19 protein-coding genes are annotated in these 24,224 nt (G+C 69.4%); 13 read left to right on the top strand and 6 right to left on the bottom strand.

The window, feature by feature from the left end; genetic code table 11:
* The first annotated feature begins 11 nt into the window (after positions 1-11).
* The 3 genes from AC06E6_RS03830 (at position 12) to AC06E6_RS03820 (ending at position 5,407) form a co-directional block, all read left to right on the top strand.
* Positions 12-3,182, top strand: a complete 3,171-nt coding sequence (locus AC06E6_RS03830) for an efflux RND transporter permease subunit (RefSeq protein ID WP_478060373.1) — start codon at positions 12-14, stop codon at positions 3,180-3,182.
* A 63-nt stretch (positions 3,183-3,245) separates the two neighbouring features.
* A complete protein-coding gene (locus AC06E6_RS03825) occupies positions 3,246-3,983 on the top strand; it encodes an SDR family oxidoreductase (protein WP_478060372.1) in 738 nt (245 codons plus the stop codon).
* On the top strand, positions 3,977-5,407 hold the full coding sequence (locus tag AC06E6_RS03820; protein ID WP_478060371.1) for an efflux transporter outer membrane subunit: 1,431 nt from the start codon (positions 3,977-3,979) through the stop codon (positions 5,405-5,407). Before AC06E6_RS03825 ends, AC06E6_RS03820 begins: the two co-directional genes overlap by 7 nt.
* Before the next feature lie 549 nt (positions 5,408-5,956).
* On the opposite strand, the gene AC06E6_RS03815 is transcribed toward AC06E6_RS03820, so the two are convergent.
* The gene (locus AC06E6_RS03815; RefSeq protein WP_293758026.1) at positions 5,957-7,453 is read right to left on the bottom strand and encodes an aminotransferase class III-fold pyridoxal phosphate-dependent enzyme; all 1,497 of its coding nucleotides are present in this window, start codon (positions 7,451-7,453) and stop codon (positions 5,957-5,959) included.
* A 116-nt stretch (positions 7,454-7,569) separates the two neighbouring features.
* Here AC06E6_RS03815 and AC06E6_RS03810 point away from each other — a divergent pair, with 116 nt between their 5' ends.
* From AC06E6_RS03810 to fabV, 7 genes are all read left to right on the top strand, one after another.
* Positions 7,570-8,001 (top strand): Lrp/AsnC family transcriptional regulator, encoded by a 432-nt coding sequence (locus AC06E6_RS03810; RefSeq protein ID WP_478060370.1) that lies wholly within the window; start codon positions 7,570-7,572, stop codon positions 7,999-8,001.
* A gap of 101 nt (positions 8,002-8,102) precedes the next feature.
* On the top strand, positions 8,103-9,137 hold the full coding sequence (queA, locus tag AC06E6_RS03805) for a tRNA preQ1(34) S-adenosylmethionine ribosyltransferase-isomerase QueA (RefSeq protein ID WP_104938715.1): 1,035 nt from the start codon (positions 8,103-8,105) through the stop codon (positions 9,135-9,137).
* A 67-nt stretch (positions 9,138-9,204) separates the two neighbouring features.
* The gene (gene tgt / locus AC06E6_RS03800) at positions 9,205-10,335 is read left to right on the top strand and encodes a tRNA guanosine(34) transglycosylase Tgt (RefSeq protein WP_104938716.1); all 1,131 of its coding nucleotides are present in this window, start codon (positions 9,205-9,207) and stop codon (positions 10,333-10,335) included.
* A 239-nt stretch (positions 10,336-10,574) separates the two neighbouring features.
* Positions 10,575-10,904 (top strand): preprotein translocase subunit YajC, encoded by a 330-nt coding sequence (yajC, locus tag AC06E6_RS03795; RefSeq protein WP_104938717.1) that lies wholly within the window; start codon positions 10,575-10,577, stop codon positions 10,902-10,904.
* A 60-nt stretch (positions 10,905-10,964) separates the two neighbouring features.
* On the top strand, positions 10,965-12,806 hold the full coding sequence (gene secD / locus AC06E6_RS03790; protein ID WP_104938718.1) for a protein translocase subunit SecD: 1,842 nt from the start codon (positions 10,965-10,967) through the stop codon (positions 12,804-12,806).
* A 61-nt stretch (positions 12,807-12,867) separates the two neighbouring features.
* Positions 12,868-13,836: a protein translocase subunit SecF gene (gene secF, locus AC06E6_RS03785; RefSeq protein WP_104938719.1), complete on the top strand. Its 969-nt coding sequence runs from the start codon at positions 12,868-12,870 to the stop codon at positions 13,834-13,836.
* Positions 13,837-14,041: 205 nt separating this feature from the next.
* A complete protein-coding gene (gene fabV, locus AC06E6_RS03780; protein ID WP_104938720.1) occupies positions 14,042-15,304 on the top strand; it encodes an enoyl-ACP reductase FabV in 1,263 nt (420 codons plus the stop codon).
* Between the two features lie 70 nt (positions 15,305-15,374).
* Here fabV and AC06E6_RS03775 read toward each other — a convergent pair whose 3' ends face one another.
* From AC06E6_RS03775 to AC06E6_RS03760, 4 genes are all read right to left on the bottom strand, one after another.
* Positions 15,375-17,450 (bottom strand): EAL domain-containing response regulator, encoded by a 2,076-nt coding sequence (locus tag AC06E6_RS03775; RefSeq protein ID WP_104938721.1) that lies wholly within the window; start codon positions 17,448-17,450, stop codon positions 15,375-15,377.
* A 93-nt stretch (positions 17,451-17,543) separates the two neighbouring features.
* A complete protein-coding gene (locus tag AC06E6_RS03770; protein WP_478060369.1) occupies positions 17,544-18,728 on the bottom strand; it encodes a BaiN/RdsA family NAD(P)/FAD-dependent oxidoreductase in 1,185 nt (394 codons plus the stop codon).
* Between the two features lie 26 nt (positions 18,729-18,754).
* Positions 18,755-19,303 carry a YaeQ family protein gene (locus tag AC06E6_RS03765; protein ID WP_104938722.1) on the bottom strand — a complete coding sequence of 183 codons (549 nt, stop codon included), beginning with the start codon at positions 19,301-19,303 and terminating at the stop codon, positions 18,755-18,757.
* 60 nt (positions 19,304-19,363) lie between these two features.
* Positions 19,364-19,837 carry a YaiI/YqxD family protein gene (locus AC06E6_RS03760; RefSeq protein WP_240212714.1) on the bottom strand — a complete coding sequence of 158 codons (474 nt, stop codon included), beginning with the start codon at positions 19,835-19,837 and terminating at the stop codon, positions 19,364-19,366.
* A gap of 316 nt (positions 19,838-20,153) precedes the next feature.
* Here AC06E6_RS03760 and AC06E6_RS03755 point away from each other — a divergent pair, with 316 nt between their 5' ends.
* From AC06E6_RS03755 to AC06E6_RS03745, 3 genes are all read left to right on the top strand, one after another.
* A complete protein-coding gene (locus AC06E6_RS03755) occupies positions 20,154-20,363 on the top strand; it encodes a cold-shock protein (protein ID WP_054665293.1) in 210 nt (69 codons plus the stop codon).
* 207 nt (positions 20,364-20,570) lie between these two features.
* Entirely contained in the window at positions 20,571-22,124 is a 1,554-nt protein-coding gene (locus AC06E6_RS03750; protein WP_104940183.1) for a protein adenylyltransferase SelO, read from the top strand.
* A 23-nt stretch (positions 22,125-22,147) separates the two neighbouring features.
* Positions 22,148-22,678: an adenine phosphoribosyltransferase gene (locus AC06E6_RS03745; protein WP_161614376.1), complete on the top strand. Its 531-nt coding sequence runs from the start codon at positions 22,148-22,150 to the stop codon at positions 22,676-22,678.
* A 143-nt stretch (positions 22,679-22,821) separates the two neighbouring features.
* On the opposite strand, the gene dbpA is transcribed toward AC06E6_RS03745, so the two are convergent.
* Complete coding sequence (dbpA, locus tag AC06E6_RS03740; protein ID WP_240212716.1) at positions 22,822-24,198, bottom strand: ATP-dependent RNA helicase DbpA; 1,377 nt, start codon at positions 24,196-24,198, stop codon at positions 22,822-22,824.
* Positions 24,199-24,224: the final 26 nt, after the last annotated feature.

The raw sequence follows: 24,224 nt of genomic DNA, 5'->3' as shown, positions 1-24,224 counted from the left end.
GGATTCCGCAGATGGATTTTTCCCGTTTCTTCATCGACAGGCCGATCTTCGCGGCGGTGCTGTCGATCGTGATCTTCGCCGCCGGCTTGATCGCGATTCCGATCCTGCCGGTCGGCGAATACCCGGAAGTGGTGCCGCCGTCGGTGGTGGTGCGCACGGTCTACCCGGGCGCCAACCCCAAGGTCATCGCCGAGACCGTCGCCACCCCGCTGGAGGAGGCGATCAACGGCGTCGAGGGCATGATGTACCTCAAGTCGGTGGCCGGCTCGGACGGCGTGCTGCAGATGACCGTCACCTTCCGCCCGGGCACCGACCCGGATGCGGCCGCGGTGAAGGTGCAGAACCGCGTGGCGCAGGCGCAGGCGCGCCTGCCCGAGGACGTACGCCGGCAGGGCGTGACCACGCAGAAGCAGTCGCCGACCTTCCTGATGGTGGTGCACCTGACCTCGCCGGGCGGCAAGTACGACACCCTGTACCTGCGCAACTACGCGCGCCTGCACGTCAAGGACGCGCTGGCGCGCATCCCGGGGGTGGGCGACGCGCAGGTCTTCGGCGGCGGCGACTACGCCATGCGCGCCTGGCTGGACCCGGGCAAGGTGGCCTCGCGCGGCCTGACCGCCAGTGACGTGGTGCGCGCGATGCGCGAACAGAACGTGCAGGTTTCAGCCGGCCAGCTCGGCGCCGAACCGCTGCCGGACAGCCGCTTCCTGACCCTGATCAACGCCCAGGGCCGGCTGAAGAGCGAGCAGGAGTTCGGCGACATCGTGCTCAAGAGCGGCGGCGACGGCGAGATCGTGCGCCTGTCCGACGTCGCCCGCCTGGAGCTGGGCGCCGGCGACTACACCCTGCGTTCGCAGCTGGACGGCAAGAACGCGGTGGGCATCGGCATCTTCCAGGCGCCCGGCGCCAACGCACTGGAGATCCGCGACCAGGTCATCGCCAGCATGGACGCCATGCAGAAGACCTTTCCGGCCGACGTGAAGTACGAGGCGGTGTACGACACCACCATTTTCGTGCGCGATTCGATCAAGGCGGTGGTGTCCACGCTGCTGGAGGCGATCGCGCTGGTGGTGCTGGTGGTGATCCTGTTCCTGCAGACCTGGCGCGCTTCGATCATCCCGCTGATCGCGGTGCCGGTGTCGGTGGTGGGCACGTTCGCCGCGCTGTACCTGCTGGGCTTCTCGATCAACACGTTGAGCCTGTTCGGCCTGGTGCTGGCGATCGGCATCGTGGTCGACGACGCGATCGTGGTGGTGGAGAACGTCGAGCGCAACATCGAGGAGGGCCTGTCGCCCACCGCCGCCGCGCACCAGGCGATGAAGGAAGTGTCCGGGCCGATCATCGCCATCGCCCTGGTGCTGTGCGCGGTATTCGTGCCGATGGCGTTCCTGTCCGGCGTCACCGGCCAGTTCTACAAGCAGTTCGCGGTGACCATCGCCATTTCCACGGTGATCTCGGCGATCAATTCGCTGACCCTGTCGCCGGCCCTGGCCGCGCGGCTGCTCAAGCCCCACGGCGCGCCGAAGGACGGCCCGAGCCGGTTGATCGAACGCCTGTTCGGCTGGGTGTTCCGCCCGTTCAACCGCTTCTTCAGGTCCAGCTCGGAAAAGTACGAGCGTGGCGTGGCCCGCATCCTCGGCCGCCGTGGCGCGGTGTTCGTGGTCTACGCGATCCTGCTGGTCGGTACCGGCGTGATCTTCAAGCTGGTGCCGCCGGGCTTCATCCCGACCCAGGACAAGCTGTACCTGATCGCCGGGGTGAAGCTGCCGGAAGGCGCGTCGATCGCGCGTACCGATGCCATGCTGCGCAAGGTGGCGAAGATCGCCCAGGAAACCGACGGCGTGGCCCACACCATCTCGTTCCCGGGCCTGAACGCGCTGCAGTTCACCAACACCCCCAATACCGGCGTGGCCTTCATCCCGCTCAAGCCGTTCAACGAACGCAACGGCCGCAGCGCCGCGCAGATCAATGCCGAGATCAACCAGAAGATCGCCGGCCTGCAGGAAGGCTTCGCGTTTTCGATGATGCCGCCGCCGATCCTGGGCCTGGGCAATGGCAACGGCTACCAGATGTTCATCGAGGACCGCGGCAACCTCGGCTACGGCGCGCTGCAGAACGCGGTGCAGGCGATGCAGGGCGCGGTGGCGCAGACCCCGGGCATGGCCTTCCCGATCACCAGCTACCAGGCCAACGTGCCGCAGCTGGACGCGGAGGTGGACCGGGTCAAGGCCAAGGCGCAGGGCGTGCAGCTGACCGAACTGTTCGACACCCTGCAGACCTACCTGGGGTCGGCCTACGTCAACGACTTCAACCAGTTCGGCCGCACCTGGCAGGTGATCGCCCAGGCCGACGGCCCGTTCCGCGAGAGCGTGGAGGACATCGCCCGGCTGCGTACCCGCAACGACCGCGGCGAGATGGTGCCGATCGGTTCGATGGTGACCATCAAGGAAACCTACGGCCCCGACCCGGTGCTGCGCTTCAACGGCTACCCGGCCGCCGACCTGGCCGGCGAGGCCGACCCGCGCGTGCTGTCCTCGGCCGAGGCGATGAACCGACTGACCGAGATCGCCGGCAAGGTGCTGCCGGTGGGCATGACCACCGAATGGACCGACCTGAGCTACCAGCAGGCCACGCAGGGCAAGGCCGCCTTCATCGTGTTCCCGGTGGCGATCCTACTGGCCTTCCTGGTGCTGGCCGCGCTGTACGAGAGCTGGTCGCTGCCGCTGGCGGTGATCCTGATCGTGCCGATGACGCTGCTGTCGGCGCTGTTCGGGGTATGGCTGAGCGGTGGCGACAACAACTTGTTCGTGCAGGTCGGGCTGGTGGTGTTGATGGGCCTGGCGTGCAAGAACGCGATCCTGATCGTCGAATTCGCCCGCGAGCTGGAAATGGGCGGCAAGCGCATCGTCGACGCCGCGCTGGAGGCGTGCCGCCTGCGCCTGCGCCCGATCGTGATGACCTCCATCGCCTTCATCGCCGGCACCGTGCCGCTGGTGCTGTCGCATGGCGCGGGCGCCGAAGTGCGCTCGGTCACCGGCATCACCGTGTTCGCCGGCATGCTGGGGGTGACCCTGTTCGGCCTGTTCCTGACCCCGGTGTTCTACGTGGCGCTGCGCACCTTCGTCACCCGCAACGGCGGCGGCCAGCTGGTGCGGCATGGCGAACCGACCCTGCACCACTGACCCGACCTTCGGCCGTCGCCTGACACCCTCGGGCGACGGCCCATCCAACCGAGACATGCATCCATGACTACCCAACACAACACGATCGCGCTGGTCACCGGCGCCACCCGCGGCATCGGCCTGGAAACGGTGCGCCAGCTGGCCCGCGCCGGCGTGCATACGCTGCTCGCCGGCCGCCAGCGCGACACCGCGCAGGCGCTGGCACTGCAACTGCAGGCCGAAGGGCTGCCGGTGGAGGCGCTGCAGCTGGACGTCACCGATGCCGCCAGCATCGCCGCGGCGGTGCGCGAGGTCGAACGGCACCACGGCCGGCTCGACATCCTGGTCAACAACGCCGGCGTGCTGCTGGAAGCCCCGGCGCTGCCGCCGTCGGCGCAGCCGCTCGATACCTGGCGCCGGACCTTCGACACCAACGTGCATGCGCTGGTGGCCGTCACCCAGGCGTTCCTGCCGCTGCTGCGGCGCTCGGCGGCCGGGCGCATCGTCAACGTGTCGAGCATCCTCGGCTCGCAGGCGCTGCATGCCGATCCCGGCTCGCCCATCTACGACTTCAAGGTGCCGGCCTACAACGCGTCCAAGGCGGCGGTGAACAACTGGACCCTGTCGCTGGCGTACGAACTGCGCGGCACGCCGATCAAGGTCAACACCGTGCACCCGGGCTACGTGCGGACCGACATGAACGCGGGCGCGGGCGAGATCGACGTCGCCGACGGCGCGCGCTCCAGCGTGCAGATGGCGCTGCTCGGCGCGGACGGGCCGAGCGGCAGCTTCACCCATCTCGGGCAGGTGCTGCCATGGTGAGGGCGGCACTGGCCGCGGCGCTGTCCGGCCTGCTGCTGGCCGGCTGCGTCAGTGTCGGCCCGGATTACCACGCCCCGGCGCAGCCGCCGGTGGTGCTGCGCGGCGCCGCCGCACCGGTATACAGCGCGCAGTCGCCGGTGGCGGGCTGGTGGGCGCAGTTCGATGATCCGGTGCTCGCCCAGCTGATGCATGCGGCGTTGTCCGACAACCTCGACCTCACGCTGGCACTGGCGCGCGTGCAGCAGGCGCGGGCGGTGTTCGTCGAGCGCCGGCTCGACCAGGCGCCGCACGTCACCGCGGCCGCCAGCCAGGAACGCCATCGGCAACCGGATCCGGCGCAGGGCGGCGCACGCGTGTCCGGCGAGCAGTACCAGCTTGGTTTCGATGCCGGCTGGGAGCTGGACCTGTTCGGACGCCAGCGCCGCGCCGCCGAAGCGGCGCGGGCCGACCTGGACGCCGAATGGGCCAACCTGGTCGACGCACAGGTGCTGGTGGCCGCCGAGGTCGCGCGCAATTACTTCGAGCTGCGCGGCACGCAGAAACGCATCGCGGTGGCCGAACAGACCCTGGTCAACCTGCGCGACACCCAGGCGCTGACCGAGACCCGCTGGACCCTGGGCGCGGGCAGCGAACTCGACGTGCAGAGCAGCCGTGCGCGGCTGAAGGCGATCGAGGCCGACATCCCACTGCTGGAACTGGCGCAGACCCAGTCACGGCACCGGCTGGCGGTGCTGCTGGGGCAGCGCCCCGGCACGCTGGATACGCTGTTGCAGCCGCGCCCGGTCCAGGCGTTCGCCCGGCCGCTGCCGCTGGGCGATACCACCGTGCTGCTGCAGCGGCGCGCCGACGTGCGCGCCGCCGAGCGCCGCCTGGCCGCGGCCACCGCGCGGGTCGGCGTGACCACCGCCGACCTGTTTCCGCGGCTGTCGCTGACCGGCTTCGTCGGTTTCCTCGGCGGCGATGCCGGCGGCCTGGTCAATGGCGCCAACAAGGCCTGGTCGCTGGCGCCATCGCTGCGCTGGAGCGCGTTCGACGTCGGCAGCGTGCGCGCGCGGCTGCGCGCCAGCCGCGCCCAGGCCGACGGCGCGGCGGCCGAGTACGAGAAGACCGTGCTGCTGGCGCTGGAGGATGCCGAGAACGCGCTGGCACGCTACGCCAGGCAGCAGGCGCGACTGCTGATCGTGGCCGAACAGGCCCAGGCCGCGCGTCGCGCGCAGGCGCTGGCGCAGGTCCGTTACCGCGAGGGCTCGGCCGATTTCCTGGCGCTGCTCGACGCGCAGCGCAGCCAGTTGGCGGCCGACGATGCGCTGGCCGACGCCGAGGCCGGGGTCAATGTCAGCGTGGTGGCGGTGTACAAGGCGCTCGGCGGCTGGGGCCAGGCCTCGGCCACCGCACCGTCGGTCGCGGTGGTCGAAACGCACTGACTCGCCCGGCAGATGCGCGGCTTGCCTGCATGCAGCCTTGCCGGCCGAGCGCCGTGCCGGGCAAGCCCGGCACCTACGGTGGGTTCTTGCAGCCTTCGCGTTTCCGTGGATGCGGGGCTCGCCCCGCATGGGCCTTCCCCATATGGAAAGAGGCGGCCAGGTGGCCGCCTCTTTCCGCTTTCCGTCTGTCATTTGCCTTGGGCGCACAGGTCTTGCCGGCCGAGCGCCGTGCCGGGCAAGCCCGGCACCTACGGGTGGGCTCCTGCAGCCTTCGCGCTTACGTAGATGCGGGGCTCGCCCCGCATGGGCCTTCCCCATATGGGAAGAGGCGGCCACGTGGCCGCCTCTTTCCGCTTTGCGTCTGTCATTTGCCCGGTGCGTGCAGGTCTTGTCGGCCGAGCGCCGTGCCGGGCAAGCCCGGCACCTACAGGTGGGCTCTTGCAGCCTTCGCGCTTCCGTAGATGCGGGGCTCGCCCCGCATGGGCCTTCCCCATATGGAAAAAGGCGGCCAAGTGGCCGCCTCTTTCCGTTCTCCATCCCTTGCGGCAATCAGGCCGCGTCGGCCTGCTCGCGGCGCGGGCCTTCGGCCAGCGCGCGGCCGACCATGTCCACCAGCAGGTCCAGCTCGGCTTCGTCCATGCCGAAATGCGGGGTGAAGCGCAGCGAGTTCTCGCCGCCATGGATCACGTTGACGCCGTGCATGCGCAGCCATTCCTCGGTGGAGTTGGCGCCATAACACTTGAACTGCGGGGCCAGTTCGCAGGAGAACAGCAGCCCGGTGCCCTGGACCTTGGTGATCAGCCCGCCCAGCCTGGCCTTGAGCGCCTCGAGCTTGCGCACCGCCTGTTCGCCGCGTTCGCGGATGTTGCGGCGTACCTCCGGGGTCAGCCGGGCCAGGGTGGCGCAGGCCACGTCCAGCGCGCGCGGGTTGGTGGTCATGGTGTTGCCGTACACGCCCTTGCGGTACAGGTGCGCGGCGTGTTCGGTGACGGCCAGCACCGACAGCGGGAACTGCGCGCCGTTCAGGGCCTTGGAGTAGGTCTCCATGTCCGGCGGGTCCAGGGTCTCGTAACCCGGGTAGTCGACGAAGGACAGGGTGCCATGGGCGCGCAGCGCGGCCTGGATCGAGTCGATCAGCAACAGGCTGCCGTGGGCGCGGGTCAGTTCGCGGGCCAGCTTGTAGAAGCTCACCGGCACCGCGCGGCCCGGGTCGCCTTCACCCATCACCGGCTCTAGGAACACCGCTTCGATGAACCAGTTGTGGGCCTTGGCGTCGTCGAACACCTTGCGCAGCGCCGCCTCGTCGTACGGGGCGATCGCGATCACGCTGTCCTCGCCGCGGTAGCTGGCCAGGAAGCGGTCGTAGGTCTTGCGGGTCGAGTCCGAATACAGCGCCGGGCGGTCGGTGCGGCCGTGGAAGCTGCCCTTGATGACCACGCGCTTGATCGTGGCGCCGGCGTGCGGCGCGCCCGGGTCGGTCTGCAGCTTGGCATTGATGTCGGCGATGCGCGCGGCCAGGCCGACCGCCTCGGAGCCGGAGTTCAGGCACATGAAGTGCGAGAACGGGCAGCCGCCGCGGGTATGGCCGATCTCCTTGCGCAGCGCCTGCACGAAGCGGCGCTGGGACAGGCTCGGGGTCATGATGTTGGCCATCACCTGCGGCTTGGCCGCGGCGGCCAGCACCTCGGGCGGGGTGTGGCCGAAGCCGAGCATGCCGTAGCCGCCGGCGTCGTACAGCACCGCGCCCTTGAGCGAGACCACCCACGGGCCGCAGGCGGCCAGTGCGATGTACGGCACCACCGCGTCATCGGCGTAGAAATTGACGAACCCGGACTGCATCGCGGCGATCTGGTCCTTCTCGTCCAGGTCCAGCAGGTCGGCCGCCTCGTCCTTGATGCGGGCGTATTCGCTGGCGGCCGCGGCGATCGCCGCGACCAGGTCGGGATGGGCGGCGGCCAGGCGTTCGACGGCGGCATCGTCCAGCCCCGTGGTCAGGCGGGCGCCGGCGTGCGCGCGGAGCGCGGCGAGGGGGCCGAGTACGGTCATGCTCATCTCCAGAAAGGTCTTGTATAGCCATTATCTGGAGATTCTGGTCATATGGCAGCTGTCATTCCGTCGAAAATCGGGTTAATTTCGTCGAATCGACGAAACCGGGCCAAGATGTGAAGACTTCCCCCGCCGACGAACGCCTGTTGTCCGTGCTGCGCGAGGACGCGCGCGCGTCCACCGCGCAGATTGCGCGCCGGCTCGGGCTGTCGCGCACCACCGTGCAGAGCCGCATCGACCGGCTCGAGCAGCAGGGGGTGATCGCCGGCTACACGGTGCGTACCCACGAGGATTACGAGCAGGGCCAGGTACGCGCGCACGTGCTGATCACCGTGTCGCCGCGCAAGATGCCGGCGGTGGTCAAGGCGCTGCGCGAGATCGCCGAGGTGCGCAGCCTGCATTCGGTCAGCGGCGCCCATGACCTGGTGGCGATGGTGGTGGTGGGCGGGGTCGGCGAGATGGACGTGGTCACCGACGCCATCGGCGTGATCGACGGGGTCGAGCGCACCACCAGCGCCATCATCCTGTCGACCAAGTTCGAGCGCTGACGCATCCGGGCGTCCACGCAGGTGCGGGGCAAGCCCCGCACCTGCGGGTATGCGGCGCGCGCCCGGTACAATGGCCGGCTCCCCCGTTCGATGTTCCGGCCTTGAAGAAGTCCGATTTCCACTACGACCTGCCCGAGGAACTGATCGCCCAGGCGCCGCTGGCCGAGCGCTCCGCCAGCCGCCTGCTGGTGGTGCCGCCGGCGCCGGCCGCCTACGACGACCGCCACGTGCGCGACCTGCCCGAGCTGCTGCAGCCCGGCGACCTGCTGGTGTTCAACGATACCCGGGTGATCCCGGCGCGGCTGTTCGGACACAAGGCCAGCGGTGGCCGGGTGGAGATACTGATCGAGCGCCTGCTCGGTGGCCAGCAGGCCCGTGCCCAGGTCGGCGCCAGCAAGTCGCCCAAGCCCGGCAGCCGCATCCAGCTCGACGCCGGTGGCGAGGCCGAGGTGCTCGGCCGCGACGGCGAGTTCTACCTGCTGCGCTTCGACCTGCCCGAGCCGCTCGAAGCCTGGCTGGCGCACGCCGGCCGGCTGCCGCTGCCGCCGTACATCCAGCGCGAGCCGGGCGCCGACGACCGCGAGCGCTACCAGACCGTGTTCGCGCGCGAGGTTGGCGCGGTGGCGGCGCCCACCGCCGGCCTGCATTTCGACGACGCCCTGCTGCAGCGGCTGCGTGCGCGCGGCGTGGCGTTCGGCCATATCACCCTGCACGTGGGCGCCGGCACCTTCCAGCCGGTGCGGGTGGACGACCTGTCGCAACACGTGATGCATCGCGAATGGCTCAATGTCGGTGCCGGGCTGGTGCAGCAGGTGCGGCGGACCCGCGCCGCCGGCGGTCGCGTGATCGGGGTCGGCACCACCGTGGTGCGGGCGCTGGAGAGTGCGATGCGCGAGGGCGAGCTGCAGCCGTTCGCCGGCGAAACCCAGATCTTCATCACCCCGGGCTACCGCATCCGCAGCGTGGACGCGATGGTCACCAACTTCCACCTGCCCGAAAGCACCCTGTTGATGATGATCTCGGCGTTCGCCGGCAGGCAGCGGGTGTTCGACGCCTACGCCCACGCCATCGCCAGCCGTTACCGGTTCTTCAGCTACGGCGACGCGATGCTGCTGTTCCCGCAGCCCGATGCCTGATCCCGCCTTTCCTGCGCCAGCGTCGCCGATCCGCGACAATGGACGGCAGACCGACCGAAGCACACCCATGTCCAGACTGCAGTTCACGCTCCAGGCCACCGACGGCAACGCGCGCCGCGGCCAGCTTTGCTTCCCGCGCGGCACCGTGCAGACCCCGGCGTTCATGCCGGTGGGCACCTACGGCTCGGTGAAGGGCGTGCTGCCCGAGCAGATCCGCGCGCTCGGCGCCGAGATCATCCTCGGCAACACCTTCCACCTGTACCTGCGCCCGGGCCTGGAGGTGATCGGCGACCATGGCGGCCTGCACGGCTTCTGCCGCTGGAACGGACCGATCCTGACCGACTCGGGCGGCTTCCAGGTGTTCTCGCTGGCGCACCGCCGCAAGATCACCGAGCAGGGCGTCACTTTCGCCTCGCCGACCGATGGCGCCCGCGTGTTCCTGGGGCCGGAGGAGAGCATGAAGATCCAGAAGGTGCTCGATTCGGACGTGGTGATGATCTTCGACGAATGCACCCCGTACCCGGCCACCGAGGACGTGGCGCGGCGCTCGATGGAACTGAGCCTGCGCTGGGCGCGGCGCTCGCGCGATGCGCATGACGCGCTGGGCAACGACGCGGCGCTGTTCGGCATCGTCCAGGGCGGCGTGCACCCCGACCTGCGCAGCCGCTCGGCCGAAGGCCTGCAGCAGATCGGCTTCGACGGCTATGCCATCGGCGGGCTGGCGGTGGGCGAGCCCGAGCACGAGCGCAACGCCATGCTCGAGCACATGCACCCGATCCTGCCGGCCGACCGCCCGCGCTACCTGATGGGCGTGGGCCGCCCCGAAGACCTGGTCGAGGGCGTGGCCCGCGGCGTGGACATGTTCGACTGCGTGATGCCGACCCGCAACGCGCGCAACGGCCATTACTTCACCTCGACCGGCACGGTGCGCATCCGCAACGCCCGCTACGAGCGCGACATGGACACCATCGAGCCGGGCTGCGGCTGCCATGCCTGCAGCAGCGGCTACACCCGCGCCTACCTGCGCCACCTGGACCGCTGCAACGAGATGCTGGCGCCGATGCTCGGTACCCTGCACAACCTCTATTACTACGAGAAGCTGATGGCCGACATGCGCGCGGCCATCGAGGCGGGAACCTTCCTGGCCTTCCGCGAGTCCTTCTATGCGGCGCGCGGGGCGCTCGCGCCGGCGCTGTAGCGTTTTTCCTGCCCCCACAGCAGGGTGGCCGCCGGGCCGGGCCGCGCCGGCAGGCCGTCGGCAGGGGCAGGGCGGGCGGACAGGCACGACACGGGCGCCCGGGAGTAGGGCCGTGCGGCAGTCAGCGGCAGGCCCCGCCTTGCAATTGGACCGGCCCGCCTCTATGGCATACTTCCACGCTTGAATCCGTTCCGCGGCGCCGGCCCCGGCAGGCACCGCCCGACAGTTAAGGACACACGATGAACCCGATGGCTATCCTGCTTCCCGTCGCCCAGGCCGCCCCGGCCGCCCCGGGCATGGGCACTTTCCTGCTGCCGATCGCCCTGATCGCGGTCATGTACTTCCTGATGATCCGCCCGCAGATGAAGCGCCAGAAGGAACACAAGGCGATGCTGGAGAAGATCGCCAGGGGCGACGAGGTGCTGACCAACGGCGGCATCGCCGGCGTGGTGACCGACATCGGCGACAACTTCATCACCGTCGAAGTGGCCGACAACGTCCGCATCCGCGTGCAGAAGGGCGCCATCGGCAACGTGCTGCCCAAGGGCACGCTGAAGTCCGCGGCCTGAGCCCGAGTTTCCCTTCCGTCATGACGCGGCGCCGGGACCGGCGTCGCGCAGGAACCCGCAATGCTTGAATTCCCACGCTGGAAGTACTTCCTGATCCTGGTCGTCCTGGCGGTCAGCGCGCTGTATGCGCTGCCCAACGTGTACCAGAAGGACCCGTCCGTGCAGATCACCGCCAACCGCGGCGGGCAGATCGACGATGCCCTCAAGCAGCGCGTCAGCGCGGCGCTGGGCGAGGCCGGGGTCACGCCCAAGTCGGTGGAGAAGGAAGGCGAGAGCCTGATCGTCCGCCTCGGTTCGCTCGATGCCCAGACCCGCGCCAACGACGTGCTGCGCGAGACGGCCGGCGAGAACTACACCGTCGCCCTGAACCTGGCCTCGACCGTGCCGGACTGGCTGGCCGGGCTCGGCGGCAAGCCGATGGTGCTGGGCCTGGACCTGGTCGGTGGCGTGCACTTCGCCCTGCAGGTGGACAAGAAGGCCGCGGTGGACAAGCGCTTCGACGCGTTCGCCGAGGACATCCGCACCACGCTGCGCGACAGCCGCGTGGGCTACCGCGCGGTCGAGCGCCGCGGCGAGAGCGACATCCAGGTGACACTGGCCAATGCCGCCGACGCCGACAAGGCCCGTGCCGCGCTGGTCAAGGCGCAGCCGACCCTGACCTACTCCGGCAGCGGCGAGCGCATCACCGTGACCGTGCCGCAGGCCGAGATGCTGCAGATCGCCTCCGGCGCCATCGAGCAGAACCTGACCACCCTGCGCAACCGCGTCAACGAGCTGGGCGTGGCCGAGCCGATCATCCAGCGCCAGGGCGACGACCGCATCGTGGTCGAGCTGCCGGGCGTGCAGGACACCGCAGAAGCCAAGCGCATGATCGGCGCCACCGCCACCCTGGAGTATCGCCTGGTGGTGGACGGCAACGCGCAGGACGCCATGACCAGCGGCCGCATCCCGCCGGAAGCGCGCCTGTACCGCGACCGCCGTGGCATGCCGGTGCTGCTGAACAAGCGCACCATCGTCACCGGTGACCAGATGGTCAAGGCCGAGGTCTCCACCGACCAGAACGGCCTGCCGGCGGTCGCGGTCACGCTCAACAGCGTCGGCGGCCAGCGCATGTTCGACGTCACCAGCGTCAACGTGAACAAGCCGATGGCCGTGGTCTACACCGAGCGCATTCCGCAGGTGACCATGGTCGATGGCAAGGAAGTGCGCAGCTTCCGGGTCAAGGAAGAAGTCATTTCCGTGGCCAACATCAACAGCCCGCTGGGCAAGAACTTCATCACCACCGGCCTGGAGAAGACCGAGGCCGACAGCCTGGCCAAGCTGCTGCGCGCCGGTTCGCTGGCCGCGCCGATGGACTTCGTCGAGGAATACGTGATCGGCCCCAGCCTGGGCGCGGAGAACGTGGCCCGCGGCGTCAAGGCGGTGGTGTTCTCGTTCGTGTTCACCCTGGTGTTCTTCACCATCTACTACCGCATGTTCGGCGCGATCACCTCGGTGGCGCTGCTGTTCAACCTGCTGATCGTGGTGGCGGTGATGTCGCTGTTCGGCGCGACCATGACCCTGCCGGGCTTCGCCGGCCTGGCGCTGTCGGTCGGCCTGTCGGTGGACGCCAACGTGCTGATCAACGAGCGCATCCGCGAGGAACTGCGGCTGGGCATGCCGGGCAAGGCCGCCATCGCCGCCGGTTACGAGAAGGCCTCGGGCACCATCCTCGACGCCAACCTCACCGGCCTGATCGTGGGCGTGGCGCTGTATGCGTTCGGCACCGGTCCGCTGAAGGGCTTCGCGCTGACCATGATCATCGGCATCTTCGCCTCGATGTTCACCGCGATCACCGTGTCGCGTGCGCTGGCGGTGCTGATCTACGGCCGTCGCAACAAGCTCCAGTCCGTGGCGATCTGACGCGAATCCCTTCGCGAAAGCCCGCACATGCGTGTGCGGGTTTTTTAAGGAAAATCCCTGCATGAAACTATTCCCGCTCCACATCGTCCCGAACGACACCAACATCGACTTCATGCGCCACCGCAGGCCGGTGCTCGCGTTGATGGTGGTGCTGCTGCTGGTGTCGCTGGCGATCATCGGCTTCAAGGGCTTCAACTACGCGCTGGAGTTCACCGGCGGCACGGTGGTGCGTACCCACTTCGAGAAGAGCGTCGACGCCGAAGCGGTGCGCGAGCGCCTGGCCGCGGCCGGCTTCGAGAACGCCCAGGTGCAGAGCGTGGGCGGCGGCAACGACCTGATGATCCGCCTGCCGCCCGATGGCGAGCACAACAACGCCGCCGACGCCGCGCAGAAGGTCGCCGAGAAGGTCCGCGCCGCGATCAGCCTGCCCGGCAACGCCGCTACCGCGCAGCCGGGCGAGTTCGTCGGCCCGCAGGTCGGCAAGGACCTGGTGATGAACGGCATCTACGCGACGCTGTTCATGGTGATCGGCTTCCTGATCTACATCGCCGCGCGCTTCGAGTGGAAGTTCGCGATGGTGGCCAGCATCACCGCGTTCTTCGACCTGATCCTGACCGTGGCCTACATGTCGCTGCTCGGCCGCGAGTTCGACCTGACCGTGCTGGCCGGCATGCTGTCGGTGATGGGCTTTGCCATCAACGACATCATCGTGGTGTTCGACCGCGTGCGCGAGAACTTCCGCAGCCTGCGCGTGGAGCCGCTGGAAGTGCTGAACCGCTCGATCAACCAGACGCTGTCGCGCACGGTGATCACCGCGGTGCTGTTCTTCCTGTCGGCGCTGGCGCTGTACCTGTACGGTGGCGAGTCGATGGAAGGCCTGGCCGAGACCCACATGGTCGGCGCGGTGATCGTGGTGGTGTCGTCGGTCATCGTGGCCGTCCCGCTGCTCAGCATCGGGCCGTTCAAGGTCTCCAAGCAGGACCTGCTGCCCAAGGCCAAGGACGTCGAGGAACTGGCGCGCCGCCCGTAAGGCCCGCCACCTCCCGACCGCGAAAGAGCCGCGCACCGCGCGGCTCTTTCCATTTGCGGCCTGCCCGCGATGACGCCGCCGGGGCGCCGGTTCCATGCGGTGGCGTCGGTTGTTTTCGCTGCGGGCGCACACTACGATCCTCGCGGTTCGGCGCCTGCCCGGCGTGTGCCGCGGCGCTGTTTTCCCGTATCCAACCGAGGTTTCCATGGTCATCAAACCGCGTGTGCGCGGCTTCATCTGCGTCACCACCCATCCGGCCGGCTGCGACGCGGCGGTCAAGGAACAGATCGACTACATCAAGGCGCAGCCCAGGCTCGCCCATGGCCCGAAGAAGGTGCTGGTGATCGGTGCGTCCACCGGTTACGGCCTGGCCGCGCGCATCAAGGCCGCCTTCGGCAGCGGCGCCGCCACGCTGGGCGTGTTCTTCGAGCGGCCGGGCAGCGAAAGCAAGCCGGGCACGGCGGGGTGGTACAACTCGGCTGCGTTCGAGAAGTACGCGCACCAGGCCGGCCTGTACGCGCGCAGCGTCAACGGTGATGCATTCTCCGACGAGGTCAAGGCCAAGGTCATCGAGATCATCAAGGCCGACCTGGGCCAGGTCGACCAGGTGGTCTACAGCCTGGCATCGCCGCGCCGCAAGCACCCGAAGACCGGCGAGGTGATCAGCTCCACGCTCAAGCCGATCGGCGCGCCGATCACGCTGCGCGGCCTGGATACCGACAAGGAAGTGCTGACCGAGACCACCCTGCAGCCGGCCAGCGCCGAGGAAATCGCCGGCACCGTGCAGGTGATGGGCGGCGAAGACTGGCAGATGTGGATCGACGCGCTGCTGGAAGCCGGGGTGCTGGCACCGGGCGCGACCACCACCGCGTTCACCTACGTCGGCGAGGAAATCACCCAGGCGATCTACTGGAACGGCTCCATCGGCGCCGCCAAGAAGGACCTGGACGCCAAGGTCAAGGACATCCGCGCCCGCCTGCAGGGCATCGGTGGCGACGCCCGCGTGTCGGTGCTCAAGGCGGTGGTCACCCAGGCCAGCTCGGCGATCCCGACCATGCCGCTGTACCTGTCGCTGCTGTTCAAGGTGATGAAGGACGAGGGCACCCACGAAGGCTGCATCGAGCAGCTCGACACCCTGTACGACATTCTCTACAACGGGCCGCAGGGCGGCGCCAACGCCGCCGACCACATCCGCCGCGACCTGGTCGACGGCAAGGGCCGCAGCGTCGCGCTGGTGGACGAGGAAGGCCGCCTGCGCGCCGACTACAAGGAAATGGCGCCGGAGGTGCAGGGCAGGGTGGTCGCGCTGTGGCCGCAGGTGACCAACGAGAACCTGTACGAGATCAGCGACCTGGCCGGCTACAAGGCGGACTTCCTGCGCCTGTTCGGTTTCGGCATCGACGGCGTGGACTATGACGCCGACGTCAACCCGGACGTGAAGATTGAGAACCTGGTTGACCTGACCTGATACGCAAAAGGCCGGCGTCCACGCCGGCCTTTTCGCATGCGACCCGGGCCGGCCGCTGGCCGGCGCGGTCTTACGCGTTGAACTCGAAGTTCATCTCCGGGCCGGCGGGGCCGACGAAGTCGCCCTGCACGTAATCCACGCCGGAGGTGAACAGCAGGCTCATCGTCGCCGCATCGGAGACGAACTCGGCGATGGTGCGGATGTCCTGCGACTGCGCGCGCGTGGTGATTTCCTGGATCTTGGGCAGCTGCTCGCGGGCCAGTGCCGGGTCCGCGGTGAAGCTGCTGTCCAGCTTGAGGAAACCCGGCTGGAAGTGGGCCAGCAGCTGGAACGAATCGAGCCCGGAACCGAACTGCTCCAGCCCGACCTTGCAACCCAGCGCCGAGGCCGCGGCCAGGAACTGCTGGGCATTGCGCAGGTGGGTGAACACCTTGGCCTCGGGGACCTGCAGCCACAGCTGGTCGCCGGACACCCCCTCGGCCTGCAGGCCGTCGCGGATCACCGCCAGCAGCTGCGGATCGGAGAACGATTCGGGCGTGATCCGCACCATCATGCAGGTGCGATGGCCGGCGCGGCGGCGTTCGCCCAGCGCCTGGATCGCATGCCCGACCACCCAGCGGTTGATCGGCGCCAGCAGGCCCTGGTCCTCGGCGATCGGCAGGAAGGTCGAAGGCCCGACCATCTCGTTGTTGTTGCGCAGCTGCAGCGAGGTGTCGTACAGCTGGATCGCCTCGCCCATGAGGTTGATGACCGGGCGGAAGCGCAGCTGGAAGCCCTCGCCCTCGAGCGCGCCGCGCATCAGCTCCACCCAGCGCTGGATGCGCTCTTCCTCGACGCGGTCGGCGGCCCCCGGGTCGAACACCTTGACCGTGTTGCCGCCCAGTTCGGTCGCGGTGCGGGTGCAGTCGCTGGCGCGGGCCAGCACCTGGCCGACGCTGGCGATCTTCTCGCCGACCTGCACGCCGCCGATGCTGACGGTGACCGTCGCCGAGCGTGCGCCGATGCTGAATACATGTGAGGCGAAGGCGCCGCGCACGCGTTCGGCCAGCCCCATGGTATGCGCGTAGTCGCCCTGGGCGAGGATGGCGAAGCTGTGCTCGCCGAAACGCGCCAGCGACAGGCCGTCGCCGAGCGTTGCGGCCAGATGCTGGCCGAGCGCGGCAACCAGTGCGTCGGCCGAGTCCAGCCCGATGTCGGGCAGCAGCCGCGCGTAGTGGTCCGGCTCCACCAGCAGGAAGCCGTACTGGCCGTCGCTGCGGCTGACCTGGGCCACGGCGTTTTCCAGGTGCACCATGAAGGTCGGGCGGTTGAGCAGGCCGGTGACCTGGTCGCGCTGGCGCAGCGCCTCGACCTCGCGCGCCAGTTCGGGGTCGAACTCCTCGCGGCGGCGGAACACCACCTGGAAGCAGGACTCGCCCTCGTAGGTGGCGGCGGTGAACTCCATCGTCGCCGGGAAGCTCTCGCCATCCTGGTTGCGCGCATGCACCTCGTACTGCGGCGGCGGCGGCTCGCCCTTGCCCAGCGCCTTGAGCAGCTGCTTGAAATCCTCCACATGCTGCGGCGCGACCATGTCCAGCAGCGAAATGCCTTCCACGTCCTCGAACGCGTCGTAGCCGAACATCTCCAGGTAGGCCTCGTTGGCGCGGATGTGCATGCCTTCGTGGATGTAGGCGATGGGGTCGCGCGAAGAGGCGATCAGCGCGTCGCAGCGGCGCTCGGTCTCGCGCATCTGCGCCTCGATGCGGCGCAGGCCGCGGCGGGCCTGCAGGTCGGTCCATTCGTCGCGCACCACGGCCAGCAGGTGCTCGGGCCGGTGGCGCAGGGCAATGGCGCGGATGCCATTGGCACCCGATTCCACCAGCGTCTGCTCGTCCACCTGCTCGGCCAGCGCGATCACCGGGATGTCCTTGCCGCTGGCGGCGATCTGCTGGCTGAGCAGCAGCTGCGGGATCACCTGCGACGGCGCGCACAGCACCAGGTCGATGGCCTGGCTGGACACGATGTCCGCCAGTTCCGCCGGTGCCTGCGGCCGGTATGGGCGGACGGCGATGCCGCTGTTGCGCAAGGTGCTGACGATCGCCTCTGCGTTCTCGGCGCTGTCATCGACGATCAGCAGGCGCAGGGTTGATTCTTTGCCGTTCTGCATTCAGGACTCCCCTCTGACCGGGTTTAATACAACATGGCCGCGGTGCCGTCCATGAGCCGATCGCTTGCCTGTGACGCGGTTCCTGTGCCGGGCTCAGGCCGCCTGTCCGGCCGCGTGCCCGGAGGCCCAGGCCCACTGGAAGTTGTAGCCCCCCAGCCAGCCGGTCACGTCCAGCACCTCGCCGACGAAATACAGCCCCGGCACCTGCCGCGATTCGAAGGTGGAGGACGACACCTGGCGCGTGTCCACGCCGCCCAGGGTCACCTCCGCGGTGCGGTAGCCCTCGGTGCCGCTGGCCACCAGCGGGAAATCGGCCAGCAATGCCGCCGCCTGTTTCAACTGCGGCTCGTCGAGCTGGCGCACCGGCCGGTCCGGCAGCCAGTGCTCGCACAGGCGCTGCGCCATCCGCTTGGGCATGACCTCGGCCAGCAACGTGCGCAGTTCGGAGGCGCCGCGCTCGCGTTTCATGCCGCGCAGCCATTGCAGTGCGTCCTGGTCCGGCAGCAGGTCCAGGCGCAGGTCGTCACCGGGCTGCCAGTAGGAGGAAATCTGCAGGATCGCCGGGCCGCTGATCCCGCGGTGGGTGAGCAGCATGAAGTTGCGGAACGCCTGCCCGTTGCAGCGCGCCTCCACCGGCAGCGCCACGCCGCTGAGGTCGGCCAGCCGTTCCTGGTGCCTGCCGCTGAGGGTCAGCGGCACCAGCCCGGCGCGGGTGGGCAGCACCGCGTGGCCGAACTGGCGCGCGACCTCGTAGCCGAAGCCGCTGGCGCCCATGCTGGGAATGGACAGGCCGCCGCTGGCGATCACCAGCGACGCGCAGTGGAACAGGCCGTGGCCGGTGCGCACGCGGAAGCCGTCGGCGCCACGCTCGATGCCCTCCACCGCGCAGTCGGTGCGGATCCGCACCGCGGCCTGCTGGCATTCGTCCAGCAGCATGCGCACGATCAGCTTGGAGGAGATGTCGCAGAACAGCTGCCCCAGCTCCTTCTCGTGCCAGGCGATGCGGTGGCGCTCGACCATGGCGATGAAATCGGCCGGGGTGTAGCGGGCCAGCGCCGATTTGCAGAAATGCGGGTTGGCCGAAATGAAGTTGGCGGCGGTGGTGCCGGTGTTGGTGAAATTGCAGCGCCCGCCGCCGGACATCAGGATCTTCTTGCCCGGCTTGTTGGCGTGGTCGATCACCTGCACCACGCGGCCGCGCTGGCCGGCGGTAAGCGCGCACATCAGGCCGGCCGCGCCGGCGCCGATCACCAGCACGTCGCAGTGCTGGGCAGCCATGCACTGGTTCATCGCAAGCGCGCCACTCAAGCCGCCGCGCGCTTGCGCCAGGCGGGGGTGACGTCGAGCTGGACCTGGTCGTTGAGGATCTGCAGCTCGCCGTCCTGGATCAGCACGCTCCAGCGCATCGCCCGCTGGATCTGCTGGCCCCAGCGCTCGACGAAGCCGGCGTCCAGGTCCACCACCGAGAGGTTGCCGAAGCGGGCCAGGCCCTTGCCCTGCTTCTGCCACCAGATGTCCGAGGCGTTGCCGCCGTAGTTGATCACCTGCACCTGGCGGCTGCGGTTGCACGCCTTACGCACCCGCGACTCGTCGGGGTGGCCCAGGTCGATCCACTGCAGGATGTCGCCGGTGTAGTCGTGCTGCCACAGGTCCGGTTCGTCGTCGGTGCTCAGCCCGCGGCCGAACTCCAGGCGGTCATCGGCGTTCAGCGCGAAGGCGAGCAGGCGCACCATCAGGCGCTCGTCGGTCTCGGAGGGGTGCTGGGCCAGGGTCAGGTGGTGGGTCGCGTAGTAGCCGCGGTCCATGTCGCTGATCTGCAGCTCGGCCTTGCGGATGGTGGCGGTAAGGGCCATGGGATCACGGGGCAAAGACCGCCATTCTACTGCGCGGGCGCAGCCGCGACGGGCCGCGCTTCAGCGCTGCCGCGCCAGCCACTGGTCCAGGCGCGCGGCGAAGGCCTGGCGGTCGCGCGCGTGCAGGCTGGGCGGGCCGCCGGTCTGCACGCCCGCGCCGCGCAGTTCGGCCATGAAATCGCGTATCGACAGGCGCTGGGCGATGCTGTCGGGGCTGAACGGCACGCCGCGCGGGTCCACGGCGGCCGCGCCCCTGGCCAGCACCCGTGCGGCCAGCGGAATGTCCTGGGTGACGACCAGGTCGCCGGCGGCCACGCGTTCGGCGATGGCGTCGTCGGCCACGTCCGGGCCACCGGCGACCTGCATGGCGCGGATGAAACGCGAGGGGGGCGTCTGCAGCCAGCGGTTGGCGACCAGGATCACCTCGATCCGGGTGCGCTCGGCGGCGCGGTACAGGATGTCGCGGATGACCGCCGGGCAGGCGTCGGCGTCCACCCAGATGCGGGGGGAGGGGGCGGCAAGGGTGGATTCCATGGCGCGCAGTCTAGCCGCTGCGCGGGCCCGGGACGGGCCGGAGCCGCCCGATGCGGGGCGCCAAGCCAATGAATTTAGCGGGATTGTTGCCGGGAGGTGGGGTTTCGGTGCGGATGAATGCGGTATTTGTCGCTTTTTGCTGGAAAGCCGCGTATCTTTCGCCCCACTGTGCTTGCAAGGGTCACCGTGAATCGTGGCCTGATGCAGCTGATCTCACCGATCCGCTCATCGTTCCGTTTTACCAACGCCTGCAACTCAGTCTCGGCCCCGATCCCCGGCGGCTGCGATTTCCAATCAATAGTTCCAGGAGTTTGTAATGTCTGAGCGTCAGACCGGCACGGTGAAGTGGTTCAACGATGCCAAGGGTTTTGGTTTCATCACCCCGGAAAGCGGCCCCGACCTGTTCGTGCACTTCCGTGCCATCCAGGGCACCGGCTTCAAGTCGCTGCAGGAAGGCCAGAAGGTGACCTTCGTCGCCGTGCAGGGCCAGAAGGGCATGCAGGCTGACCAGGTGCAGGCGCTGTAATCCAGCCCCCGCAACCGCAAGGTCGCCACGACGCCGGAAGCGAAAGCTTCCGGCGTTTTTGTTTATGGCGCCAGCGCTCCCGCCGGTTTTTGCGCCCGCCCTGCACGGCGGCCTCTCCGGGGCCTTCGGCCGGGGTGCCGGAAACCGGGCTGCCATCGCCGCCGTGCTTGTGACCCCGGGCCCAGCCCCCATCTGCTATCGATGACTATCCCGGTGCTGCATTTCGACAACCGTTTCCTGCGCGAACTGCCCGGCGACGCCGAAACCGGACCGCGCCGGCGCGAGGTGCCGGGCGCGGCCTGGTCGCAGGTCATGCCCAGCCCAGTGGCGGCGCCGCGCCTGCTGGCGCATGCGCCGGAGGTGGCGGCGATGCTGGGTTTCGACCGCGCGGCCGTGCAGGCGCCGGATTTCGCCGCGGTGTTCGCCGGCAATGCGTTGTACCCCGGCATGCAGCCATGGGCGGCGAATTATGGCGGCCACCAGTTCGGGCACTGGGCCGGGCAACTGGGTGATGGCCGTGCCATTTCGCTCGGCGAATTGCTGGCCGATGGCCGGCGCTGGGAGCTGCAGCTCAAGGGGGCCGGGCCAACGCCCTATTCGCGCGGCGCGGACGGCCGCGCGGTGCTGCGCTCGTCGATCCGCGAATTCCTGTGTTCGGAGGCCATGCATCACCTGGGCGTGCCGACCACGCGTGCGCTGAGCCTGGTCGCCACCGGCGAGACGGTGGTCCGCGACATGTTCTACGACGGCCATCCGCGCGGTGAGCCGGGCGCGGTGGTGTGCCGGGTGGCGCCTTCGTTCCTGCGCTTCGGCAGTTTCGAGTTGCCGGCGGCACGCGGCGACCGGGCGTTGCTGCGGCAGCTGGTGGATTTCTGCATCGACCGCGACTTTCCGCAGTTGCCGCCCGGCCCCTCGCGCCATGCCGACTGGTTCGCCGGGATCTGCACGCGCACCGCGGTGCTGGTGGCGCAGTGGATGCGGGTGGGCTTCGTGCACGGGGTGATGAACACCGACAACATGTCGGTGCTGGGCCTGACCCTGGACTACGGCCCGTATGGCTGGATCGAGGATTACGACCCGGACTGGACGCCGAACACCACCGACGCGCAGGGCCGCCGCTACCGTTTCGGTGCGCAGATGCAGGTGGCGTACTGGAACCTGGTGCGGCTGGCGCAGGCGCTGTCGCCGCTGTTCGCGGAGGCGGCGCCGCTGCAGGCGGGGCTGGATGCGTTCCAGGCGCGTTACGCGGCCGAAGCCCGCGGCCACCTGGTCGCCAAGCTCGGGCTGGGCGACTACCGCGAGGGCGACGAGGCGCTGATGGCCCGGTTCCAGGCACTGCTGCATGCCGGCGAGATGGACATGACCCTGGCGTTCCGGGCGCTGCTCGACGTCGACCCGCAGCGGCCGGACGTGGCGGCGCTGGAGGGTGCGTTCTATTCGCCCGCGCGCCGCGAGCGGGTGATGCCGGATCTGCTGGACTGGCTGCAGTGCCACGCCGCGCGCGTGCGCGGGGCCGGCCTGGATGCCGCCGCCCGGCGCCGGGTCATGCAGGTGGCCAATCCAAAATACGTACTGCGCAACTGGCTGGTGCAGCAGGCCATCGACCGCGCCGAGCAGGGCGACAGCGGCGGCATCGACGAACTGCTGGAGGTGATGCGGCGTCCCGGCGACGAGCAGCCCGGCCGCGAAGCGTTCGCCCGGCGGCGTCCCGACTGGGCGCGTACGCGCGCCGGCTGCGCCATGCTGTCGTGCAGTTCCTGATTCCTTCCCTTCCGAATGACCCGATGACGAACCCCTATCCCGACTGGTCCAGCACGATCCGCGACGTGGCCGACTTCCCGCGGCCCGGTATCCGCTTCAAGGACATCACCCCACTGCTGGCCGATGCCGATGGCTTCCGCGCGGCGATCGCGGCGATGGCCGAGCCCTGGCGCGCGGCCGGCGTGCAGGCGGTGCTGGGGGTGGAGGCGCGCGGCTTCATCCTCGGCGCCGCGCTGGCGCTGGAACTGGGCGCCGGCTTCGTGCCGGTGCGCAAGCCGGGCAAGCTGCCCGGCGCCACCCTGGCCCAGGAGTACGCGCTGGAGTACGGCAGCGACCGCATCGAGGTCTGCGCCGGTGCCATCGCCCCCGGCACTAGGGTGCTGCTGATCGACGACGTGCTCGCCACCGGCGGTACGCTGGCCGCGGCGCTGCTGCTGGCGCGGCGGCTGGAGGCCGAGGTACTCGGGGCGGCGGTGCTGGTGGAACTGGACGGGCTGGGCGGCCGTCCGCGCTGGCCGGCAGGGCTGCCGCTGCAGGCCACGCTGGTGTATTGAGTCCCGGCTTCGTGGTGAGGCGTCGGTAGGTGCGGGGCTTGCCCCGCACGGAACCTGCCGGTGGAGCCTCGGTGCGGGGCAAGCCCCGCACCTGCGGCCTCATGCCAGCCGGGTCCGCTGGAGGGGCAGGATCGTGTTCTGGCTTACAGCTTGCGCACGCGGAAGCGCCTGCCCTTGATCTTGCCCGCTTCCAGTCGTGCCACCGCCTTGCCGGCGTGCTCGCGGGCGATGGCCACATAGGAGCGGGTGGGGAAGATGTCGATCTTGCCGATGGTCTTGGCCGACAACCCGGCATCGCCGGTGAGCGCGCCGAGGATGTCCCCGGCGCGCAGCTTGTCGGTCTTGCCGCCATCGATCCGCAGCGTGGTCATCGCCGCCTGTGGCAGCTGTGCCGGGCGTGCGGTGGCCAGCGGGGTCTTCTGCCAGTCCAGCGCGCTGCCCTGGTCGGCTTCCAGTGCATCGGCGCGGTGGCGCTCGCGGCCGGCGACCAGGCTCAGCGCCAGGCCGCGGCGGCCGGCGCGGGCGGTGCGGCCGACGCGGTGGCGGTAGGTGTCCAGGTCGCTGGGCATTTCGTAGTTGACCACCGCGGCGAGCTCTTCCACGTCCAGGCCGCGCGCGGCCACGTCGCTGGCGACCAGCACGTTGCAGCTGCGGTTGGCGAACTGCAGCAGGACCTCGTCGCGGTCGCGCTGTTCCATGTCGCCATGCAGGGCCAGCGCCGAGAAGCCGAACTGGCGCAGTGAATTGGCCACCTCGTCCACGTCCTTGCGGGTGTTGCAGAACACCACCGCCGATTCGGGCGTGTACCTGAGCAGCAGCCCGGCCAGCGCCTTCTGCCGGTGCGTCGGCTCGACCTCGAAGAACAGGTGCTGGATCGCCGGGGCTTCCTGCTGGCCGTCGATGGTGACTTCCACCGGGTCATCAAGCAGGGCGCGCGCCAGTTCGCGGATGGCGTCGGGGAACGTGGCCGAGAACAGCAGGCTCTGCCGCTCCTTGTGGGTGCGCCCGGCGATCTCGCGGATGGGCTCCTCGAAGCCCATGTCGAGCATGCGGTCGGCTTCGTCGAGCACGAACGTGCGCACCTGGCCGAGGTTGAGCGCGCGCTTGCGCGCCAGTTCCTGCACGCGGCCGGGCGTGCCCACCACCACCTGCGGGTCGTGCGCCTCCAGCGACGCCAGCTGCGGGCCCAGCGGCACGCCGCCGGTCAGTACCAGCAGCTTGAGGTTGGGGATGCCGGTGGCCAGTTTGCGCAGCTGCCGGCCGACCTGGTCGGCCAGTTCGCGGGTAGGGCACAGCACCAGCGCCTGGGTACGCAGGGTGGCCGGGTCGAGCCGGTTCAGCAGGCCCAGGCCGAAGGCGGCGGTCTTGCCGCTGCCGGTGGGAGCCTGGGCGATCACGTCGCGCCCGTCCAGGATGGGCGGCAGGCTCTGTGCCTGCACCGGGGTCATGGCGGTATAGCCCAGCGCGTCGATGCCGGGTGCGAGGGCCGGGATCAGCGGCAACGAGGAGAAATCGGTCATGCCGTATTTTCGCAGATGCCGGCGGG

The organism is Stenotrophomonas sp. Steno-Z10-HUANG, from assembly GCF_056393075.1.
Note: the sequence above shows the minus strand (reverse complement) of the source record. Positions and strands in the feature narration are given on the sequence as shown.